Source organism: Adonisia turfae CCMR0081 (genome assembly GCF_011009555.1).
In the GTDB taxonomy this organism is placed as follows: Bacteria; Cyanobacteriota; Cyanobacteriia; order Phormidesmidales; family Phormidesmidaceae; genus Leptothoe; species Leptothoe turfae.
The window spans coordinates 1,586,052-1,595,098 of record NZ_QXHD01000004.1 but is presented as its reverse complement, the minus strand read 5'-3'; the positions used below and the strand labels follow the sequence as shown (position 1 = coordinate 1,595,098).

At 47.9% G+C, this 9,047-nt stretch carries 9 protein-coding genes; 3 read left to right on the top strand and 6 right to left on the bottom strand.

The genetic code is table 11. The annotated features are described in order from the left end of the window. The first annotated feature begins 425 nt into the window (after positions 1-425). A complete protein-coding gene (locus DXZ20_RS11010) occupies positions 426-1,382 on the top strand; it encodes an aldo/keto reductase (RefSeq protein ID WP_163698177.1) in 957 nt (318 codons plus the stop codon). 43 nt (positions 1,383-1,425) lie between these two features. Here the strand turns inward: DXZ20_RS11010 and DXZ20_RS11005 are convergent, their stop codons facing one another. From DXZ20_RS11005 to DXZ20_RS10980, 6 genes are all read right to left on the bottom strand, one after another. Continuing rightward, on the bottom strand, positions 1,426-2,466 hold the full coding sequence (locus tag DXZ20_RS11005; protein WP_250565717.1) for a Kelch repeat-containing protein: 1,041 nt from the start codon (positions 2,464-2,466) through the stop codon (positions 1,426-1,428). Positions 2,467-2,521: 55 nt separating this feature from the next. After that, on the bottom strand, positions 2,522-2,761 hold the full coding sequence (locus DXZ20_RS11000) for a DUF4058 family protein (RefSeq protein WP_250565124.1): 240 nt from the start codon (positions 2,759-2,761) through the stop codon (positions 2,522-2,524). A 36-nt stretch (positions 2,762-2,797) separates the two neighbouring features. Further along, positions 2,798-6,634 (bottom strand): magnesium chelatase subunit H, encoded by a 3,837-nt coding sequence (bchH, locus tag DXZ20_RS10995; RefSeq protein ID WP_163698175.1) that lies wholly within the window; start codon positions 6,632-6,634, stop codon positions 2,798-2,800. A gap of 102 nt (positions 6,635-6,736) precedes the next feature. Next, on the bottom strand, positions 6,737-7,072 hold the full coding sequence (locus DXZ20_RS10990) for a XisI protein (RefSeq protein ID WP_163698173.1): 336 nt from the start codon (positions 7,070-7,072) through the stop codon (positions 6,737-6,739). Further along, complete coding sequence (locus DXZ20_RS10985; protein WP_163698171.1) at positions 7,060-7,476, bottom strand: XisH family protein; 417 nt, start codon at positions 7,474-7,476, stop codon at positions 7,060-7,062. Before DXZ20_RS10985 ends, DXZ20_RS10990 begins: the two co-directional genes overlap by 13 nt. Before the next feature lie 34 nt (positions 7,477-7,510). Next, positions 7,511-7,666 (bottom strand): hypothetical protein, encoded by a 156-nt coding sequence (locus DXZ20_RS10980; protein WP_163698169.1) that lies wholly within the window; start codon positions 7,664-7,666, stop codon positions 7,511-7,513. 158 nt (positions 7,667-7,824) lie between these two features. On the opposite strand from DXZ20_RS10980, the gene DXZ20_RS10975 reads away from it, so the two are divergent. Beyond that, positions 7,825-8,451, top strand: a complete 627-nt coding sequence (locus DXZ20_RS10975) for a hypothetical protein (protein ID WP_163669040.1) — start codon at positions 7,825-7,827, stop codon at positions 8,449-8,451. A gap of 102 nt (positions 8,452-8,553) precedes the next feature. Further along, complete coding sequence (locus tag DXZ20_RS10970) at positions 8,554-8,952, top strand: nuclear transport factor 2 family protein (RefSeq protein ID WP_163669042.1); 399 nt, start codon at positions 8,554-8,556, stop codon at positions 8,950-8,952. Positions 8,953-9,047 lie beyond the last annotated feature (95 nt).

Genomic DNA, 9,047 nt, shown 5'->3' with positions numbered 1-9,047 from the left:
GCACAGTGGGTCAAAATTGCATAGGGTTGCCATGCTCCTGTACTGTGTAGAGGTCGATTGCTAAGGCTTGCTATAGTTTCTAATGCTGAAGAAATTGTTAACATAGTAGGCCTATTACCAAATTTCATTCATGCGTCTCAGTTTTGGGAGGATTCTAAACATCAACCCAGGTTGAGTTGTGAGAATCTCCCATGACGTTAACATCACTCCAATAGCAACGTGCCGTTAGCTTTACAACTTGATGCTTCAGCGTTGGGTAAAAGTAAAATATGTTAGTGATTATCGCCTGCCAACGCCGTCTTGAAATCAGGCAGGTTAAGGCCCCTAATCACAGGATTAAATGCTGAGTTTGACGCAAATTTAATTTTCCCTGCTACTTTGATGAAAAGACAGGATGGAAAATGTTCATCGCTCGGAGCAGATAAATGGTAACTACATTTAAATTTAAAAACGGCGACCAGATGCCGATTTTAGGATTAGGCACATGGAAGTCTGCACCTGGCGACGTGTATAAGGCTGTTAAGGCAGCCATTGCAGCGGGGTATCGCCACATTGACTGTGCCCACATCTATGGCAACGAAGCCGAAGTTGGTCATGCTCTGTCAGACGCATTTAGTGAAGGCGTGGTTACTCGTGAGCAAATGTGGATTACCTCAAAGCTATGGAATGATTCCCATGCGCCGGAGGATGTGCGGCCTGCCCTGAAGGAAACCCTCTCGAATTTGCAGTTAGAGTATCTGGATCTGTATCTTATCCACTGGCCTGTTGCCCTGAAAAAGGGGGCAACGTTTCCCCTGACGCCCGAAAAATTAGTTTCGCTGGAAGTATTGCCCATTTTAATTACCTGGAGTGAAATGGAGGGTTTGGCAGATGAGGGGCTATGCCGTCACATCGGGGTGTCTAACTTCAGTATGGCCAAACTACAGGATTTACTGGAAAACGCCCGCTTAAAGCCGGAAATGAACCAGATTGAGCTGCATCCTTACCTACAGCAAACCTCAATGCTGGATTTCTGCGAAGAAAACAATATTTATCTGACGGCCTATTCACCGTTGGGGTCAGCGGATCGGCCTGATAGCTTGAAGGCCGATGACGAACCTGTTCTGTTGGAAAATCCAACCATTGCAACCATTGCTAAACACCATGGAGCCACACCCGCTCAGGTGCTGCTGAGCTGGGCCATGCAGCGAGGCACCGCAGTGATTCCTAAGTCAGTTAATCCTGACCGTATTAAGCAAAATTTGGCCGCTGCTGACTTGTCGCTAACTGCCGCCGACATGCAGACAATAGCCGAGCTAGATTTAAACCGTCGCTATGTGGACGGCACTTTCTGGCAGGTGGACGGTGGACCGTATACCCTAGCCGCCCTGTGGGATTTGTGATTTAACGCTGTAAACGTCCATTTTCATGCATTAACAATTGGTACTACCCCTGCTCAAAAGGTAATCTAAATATCTGAGTACTGGTCTCATTGCTACCATATTTTATGAAACCACCGGACACATAAATGTAACCATTATGGACAAAGGCAGCATGGGCATAGCGGGATTCGGGTAAAGGCGGTAGCTCTGTCCAGGATCCGAGATTACCTTGGTCATCAACCGTGGCGGCTTCGACGGTGGAGAGAACTTTGTTGGTTGCACCACCTGCGATCGCAACCACTGTTCTATCCACCAAAACAGTTGCATGTCGCTGTCGTGCTGTAATTGTCCCCACCGGTTCAAACGGTGACAGGGTTTTATCCACTTGAACATCAGCCACCCAAACCTGATCAAGTAATTCACTCGGTCTAAACTGGGCAGTGCCAGACACTGCAAAAATGCGATTGTCCACAGTTGTTGCCGTTACCCAGCCGATGGGTGTAGGAAAGGGGACCAGCTCTTGAAAATCTCCCACCGTTCCATCAGCGGCAATGGTCGCTGTAAACACTTTATCAATTACCGTCGTGTTGTTGGGGCGAAACGTATTGCTGCCACCCAGAATATAAAGCTGATTATTCAGGCTAGTGACGGCATGGATTGTTAGTGGCTCTGGTAACTCTCCTACATCTACCCATTCTGTAATATCACCTTGCTGATTGGGCACCGCCCGCAGAATTCGGCTAGAAACCTCACTGCCATCCCAGAAGCCATTATCTCCTCCAAACACATAAAAAGCACCCTTATGGATAGCCACCATATGGTGTTGTAGCTTTAGAGGCAACGGAGCCGTTGTGTCTTGCCAGTCACCAAATGTGCCCTCTGACGTTAGGGGCGCAAAAAAGACATCCTCATGAATGCCTTTGGTCTCATTCCAGCCACCAATCACATAGATATAGTCACCCAATACCATCATTTGGTGGGATTCTAAAGGCGTTGGTAACTGACCAATTTCTTGCCAGGGAGAGTCTTTTGGGGTTTGGCTAATTCTTTGCGCTGTCTGCTGCTGCGGGGTACAAGCTATTACAGGAAAAATAGAAATTGTCAAAGTCAGCCCAACAGAAATAAATCTTCGAGTAAGCCTTACCATAAGCAAGTTTCAGTTATTGATTTTCTATGAGTTCCAACACCCATTGCTGATGTTCGGGAGCGAATTTAGGACTAGGAGGTTGACTGTAGTCAATAGCCAAATGATATCGGCCCTTTTTATACACCTGATCGAGTAATGGCTGGAGCTCTAGTAAAACATCTGATTCACCGGGCAACAGCGGAATTGGAATAGGGGGAACAGTCTGTTGTAAGCTGAAGGCAAATAGATTCCCAACTGGAAACGGTGATGCCATGGTCAAGTGATTTGGCAATTTCCTTAATTATGGCCATTATAGCCCTACACCTTCCAGTGTCTCATCAGCGACATCATAAAGCTCCTGTAGTTTTTCCAGGGTTTCTTCTTCAGCTTGCCATAGCCCACGTCCATTAGCCTCAATCATCCGTCCAATGATATTACGGAATGCTTCTGGGTTGGATTCCCTCAGTCGATTCGCCATGGTTTCATCCAAGGCATAGGTTTGGGCGGTCTGGTCATAAACCCAATTATCTTGGAAGCCAGTGGTCCCTCCCCAGCCAATCAGGGCCGTCATCCGTTGAGAAATTTCATAGGCTCCACCAGAACCTTGGTCTGCCATGGCTTCAGCCCACTTAGGGTTAAGCAACTTGGTGCGATACTCCATGCGCAATACCTCTTCCAGCTTGCGGGGGGTGGTGTCCTGGGAAAAACTCTCCACAAAGCTAGCAGTCACTCGTTTACCTTGACGTTTTTCGGCAGCCTTTTTGAGGGCTCCGGTGTTGGCGTAATACTCCTGAATGTCGGTGAGGCCATATTCCACAGAGTCAATTTGCTGCACAATGCGGCCTGTGCTTTGTAGAAGAGTATTGAGCACGTCTGGGCGAGCCTGTCCTTTATCGCTACGACCGTAGCTAAAGGCATTGCGATCTCGCCACGTATCCGCCAGCTCTTCCCCCGACTCCCAGTTAGAATCCGTCACCCGGTCATTCACCAGCGACCCATAGTCCCCAGCCGGATTGGAAAATAATCGAGCCGACACATTCTCCACCCCTTGGGCTTTCAGCTCTAAGGCATGCTTACGAATAAAATTCTGTTCTGGGGGTTCATCAGCCTCGGCAGCGCGGAGAAACAGATCGTCCAACAACTCAATGATATTCACAAAGCTATCGCGAAAGATGCCGGAGAGATTGCCCAAAATATCGATGCGGGGATGATCCATCTGCTCTAGAGGGATTAGCCCATAGCGCACAATCCGCCCCGTACCTTCTTTAATCGGTTCCGCCCCCACCAGCTCTAGCAAAATCCCTAAAGATTCTCCCTTAGTCTTGATGGCGTCCAAGCCCCAGAGCATCACAGCAACAGTTTCAGGATACTCACCAGAGTCCTCCACATTCTGAGCGATCAGCTTCCGTCCAATGGCACGTCCCCGCTCATAGGCAGCTGGAGAGGGCATACGATAGGGATCTAGCGCATGGATATTTCGGCCTGTGGGGAGAGCACCGGGACCATCCCGTAACAGATCGCCACCGGGGGCTGGAGGAATGTACTCGCCGTTAAGGCCTCGCAACAGATTGGTGAGTTCATCCGTGGTTTGCATCAGGCCCTGACGAATAATTCTGGCTTCGTCCAATAGCGCTGCGGTGATGGGCGCGCTGGCTGGATAACGCTTGTTCAGGACGTCGATCTGAGGTTTCTCCGGTAGGGTATCCGTTGCGATGTGTTCTATTAGCTCAGGGTGCAGGCGTTCTCCAAAGTAGGCAGCAAGATAGCTGGTAATAGCTTCTGTCGTAGGCGATTGACCCAGCCCATGGAGGCCACTGGAAAATAGACGATTTTCCAAGACTTGCAGATACTCATATACCGTGACAAAGTAGGCATCTAAGACGGCATTACTAAACAGTTTGGCATGCTCTGGGGTAAACTCTAATCCTTGCTGCTTTAACTCCGGCAGCGGACAATCTGTGGCCAGACCTGTATCGGTAATCTTGGTGAGAATGGCATCTTGCAAAACTCGGTTTGCCTGGGGCTCTTCTCGAAATTCAGCGATCAGCTCTCGCAGCGTAATCAGTTCTTTGTATAACCCTGCTCGTCCATAGGGGGGCACATTGTGGGAGACCAGCACTCCGTAACCTCGCCGCTTGGCTAAAATGGACTCTGATGGGTTGTTGGCTGCATACACATATAGGTGTGGAAGATTGCCCAACAGAATGTCAGACCAGGAATAGCCCGTATTTCCCAATGGGGAACCCGGTAGCCATTCCACGGTGCCATGCATGCCAAAATGCACCACCGCATCCGCCTGAAACTCTTCTTGCAGCCAGGTATAAAACGCTGCGTACTGGGGGTGGGGGGTTAAATCTCGTTCAAACATCAGCCGCATGGGATCCCCCGCTAGGCCTAAGGGGGGCTGCACCCCAATCCACACATTGCCCAGCTGAATGCCACCCACATGGAAATTTTCACCGATGGTCTTAATACCGCTTTTGGTAAGGGACTGCCATTGTTTTTCAATTTTGGAGGTTTTCAAATAGCCCAACCATTTTTCTAAGGTTCTGACATTGACAGTGGCTGGGACGGAGAGTGGGGGGAGTTCTTCGTTATTGGTTATTTGTTCTGCCTGTTTGGGAGTCATCCATTGATTTTCATCGTCGGCTGCTTTCACCCAGTCAATGATTTTCTCGCCATCTTCGGGGAGTTCTCCCACCTGGTAGCCCTGGGCTTTTAGGGCTTGTAAAAGGGTTAGGAGAGATTTTGGTACATTCAAAAGCGCGGCTGTACCGGTGGCTCCATAGCCTGGGGGGAATCCGTAGAGAATAATGGCGACTTTGCGATCGCACCGCTCTTTCCGCCTCAGTGCAATCCACTGTTTCACCCGTCCAGTCAGACGACGCACCCGTTCCGGTACCAGATAAATTTGGTCTCCCACCAGGCCCCCCAGCGGAATCGGATCAATGGCTCCATCCAGTTCCGGTAGAGCGTACAGCACCACACTTTGCAGTCCCCCCACCCCCTGACGAGTCCAGGAGTGAATATCCTGAATCAACAGCGGTGCTGCCACAAAATAGGGCACATTTTTTGCCCCTAAAATCTTCTTGGCCACGGCCACTTGACGCCCAGCTTCCATAGACCCTGCTGGACCACCTACCAGGGGAAAGCCAATGGTAGACACAATGGCATCCACCTGTGCCGCTTCGTTGGAAAGAGAGGCACATTCCACATTGCCCAAGGCTCGCTGGGCCTGTTCATATCCGGTGGTCATCAGGTCCCGCACGGCTACGTGGCCTTCCACACCGTTGATAAATATGGGCACCGGCATCAGGTCTGCTTCCTCAAAGTAGCGAATCAGCTGCGGGATATAGGCCTGCTTGGTAATGACATGCTTGCGATACAGGAGAATGCCAACACGGGGTTGACTTCGACTCCGCTCAGTCAACGGGGGGCTGAGCGAAGTCGTTCGCATAGCGTCTCCTATGGAGTTAGCCCGATACCAATCTACATACGCCCTCGGCGACTCAAAATATCCTTCATAATCCGGATGCAATAATCCAATATTCGGCGTCTCAATCACCGCTGGGATCTCTCCGACGGTCAGGCCTAAATATTTCTCTGTCAGCACCCACAGCATGGAGGCCACATTCTCAGTACCGCCTGCATTCCAATAGCCGTAGATAATCAGCCAGTTGCGCAGGTCCTGTACTTTTTGGGCGGGAATATATTTCAGTAGCTTGGGGCCAACTTTGAGAAAGCTAATATACCCAGCCAGTTTGTCTTCTTCTTTGCCGCTGCCAAACTTACTGAGGATAAACTTGACCGGCTTAGGCATACCTTTTGGCTTCGCGCCAATGACAAACTTACCCAGATGGGTGAGGGCCATAAGCTCCAGGGCGGATTCAAAGACCAGGCGAATGGGAATATCCTGCACGCGCTCCCGCAACCAGAGGACCTGGTCATAGTCAAAAATTAGGCTGGCGAAGAATACGTCGGCTCCATCTAAGGCCGTTGCAATGGTGTCAGGTTGGGTGGTGAGGTCGCGATCGCAAAATACCCGAATGTCTAATTCAGGACAGCGCTTCTGAGCCATATCCGCCGCCTGCTGATATAGCTGTGTATTAAAGGCTTCAAACCCAGCAATTAGGACAATCCGTGGCATTCATTAGGACCCATGGCAGCCCCTTAATTTTAACGAGTTTTAATGGTTTGGTCTGAGCCGCCCATATCTCTCCATCAAAATTGGCTAAATACTCTTTGGCGGCTAAGCCATTGCATAGTCAGTATACTGCCGCATCTCAGGAGCTTGGAACCCAAGGACAATATCCGTTCTCGGCACTCCTCGATCAACCAGTTCTTGAGCTACTCTAATCTCAGTCATGTTCTGCTGAATCCAAATTTTTCCTGCTTTAATATCCAGGTGCAGCACACAACCATACACTCGTCGGTGACCGTCCCAACCCACATTCATCACCTGGTAATGGTCTTGTTGTATATCAAAAACGGTATGGCATTCAATCTCGCCATTGGAGATTGGAATTGCTGCATACTCAGTCAATAATGTTTGAATTATATTTCGATAAGACGTTATGTTATCCATCGAACAATTACCTCTTGAATAGGGTCATAAATGATTTGCTTAATCTGATATCGTTCCACTGAAAGTTGTGCAAATTCCCGTTTAAAGAAGGCTTCATAGGCTATAACAGGTACTGCCAAATAGAGAATACGTTGCGGCTCACTGATCTCCAAAGCAAGTCTATAGTTCAAAAATTGCCCTAACGCAGCATGATAGTCCGTTAGTGGTGAGTCACTTAAAAAGGTTTTAATTTCAACCGCAATTTTCTCTGCTCCTCGTTCTGCTGCTAAAAGTTGTTCCGCACCTAAATCAATTTCAAACTTTGTTCCACCAACGTCAAGTCGCAATGGATCATCAGTAATTGTCCATTGTTCTTTCTCCAGAGCAATTTTAACGACTTCATGAAATCGATCTTTGGCTGCCATTATCCTCTTATTCAGCTATCTCTGTGATATTAGTTCAATTAATACATGCGATCTTATAAGGTTCATTAGGCAAATCGCAAAATACCCGAATGTCCAACTCAGGACAGCGCTTCTGAGCCATATCCGCCACCTGCTGATATAGCTGTGTATTAAAGGCTTCAAACCCAGCAATTAGGACAATCCGTGGCATTCATTAAGACCCATGGCAGCCCCTTAATTTTAGCGAATTTTAATATTGTGGCTCCTTAGTCTGCGAGCATACCTGCTGCTATAGATATGAGAGTAGTACATTACTATTAATAACGTTACTATTAGCTTAGAATGTTTTGAGCAAGGGAAGTCAGCAATATGCCTTACAGCAAATTCACAACCCTCAGCCAGGTAGAAGCAGCCTTTGACTTAACCCTTGACGAACACCATAGACTTTTCAACGATGTAAAACCTCTGCAGCCAGATCTTCGTTTAAAGGAGACTTTGCAAGACTATTTACCGCTTGCCAATGCAGTTAATACCGAAAAAGCCCGCTCTGAGCTAATCATTGCCCCTATTTTGCTAGAACTCAGGCGACAATATAAGGGTAAAGTAGGTTTTTTCTCAGGGACTGAGTTTACGGTTGATCCCGATGCGGGTTTATCTGGTTACTGCGACTATATCTTGACAGCATCAGCAGACTTATATGAGGTTCGCTCTCCAGTGGTTACCTTAGTAGAAGCCAAAAATGAAGATATTAAAGGTGGTTTGGGGCAGTGTATTGCTGAAATGGTGGCAGCCTATAGGTTTAATCAAAAGCAAGAAGAGGAGATATCAACTATCTATGGGGTGGTGACCACTGGCGTTATCTGGAAATTCTTGCGTTTGACCTATCCAATTGTGGCCATTGATTTAGAAGAATACTACGTTAAAGAGATTGACAAGATTTTGGGTATTTTGTCATTACCATTTTTAACTGAAGAAGAGTCTATACATACAGCCTAAGCATAGAAATATAGGCACTGCTATAAGTTTTCCCAACAGTTTTGACAACCTGATTTCGTTGATAGTCTAGCCACAGTTGATTTGTAAATTGGATAACTACTGATGACAACTGCCAGCCCTAAAACTCTTAACGTTGCCGAAGCCGCCTTCCAAGACTTTTCCCAGGGGCTATCAACGGGAGATTGGTCTCGTTTTTTAGCCTGGCTGAGTGATGATTTTACCTTCTGGTTCCCAGCAGGTCCCTTCAAAGGTCTAAATTCTGGCAAAGAAAAGGCTACAGACTTTTTTGCCATGGTTTCAAAAGTCTTTCCAGAGGGGCTGACCCTAACCCTAGAGCGCACGTTTAGCAGTGGCAATACGGTTCTATTTGAAGTGCGTTCTCAGGGACTGATGTTGGGTCATCCCTATGAAAACCAGGCGGCTATTTCCTTTGATATAGCCGGTGACAAGGTTTGTGGATACCGGGAATACCTGGGTGTAATCTTTCAAATTGGGGGATAACCCATGGCCAAACAGTATCGCAAACTAGTGGCCCGACAGCTTAGCCATGATTTTCAATCTGCCATTGACATTGTGGAAGAGGACATACCACAACC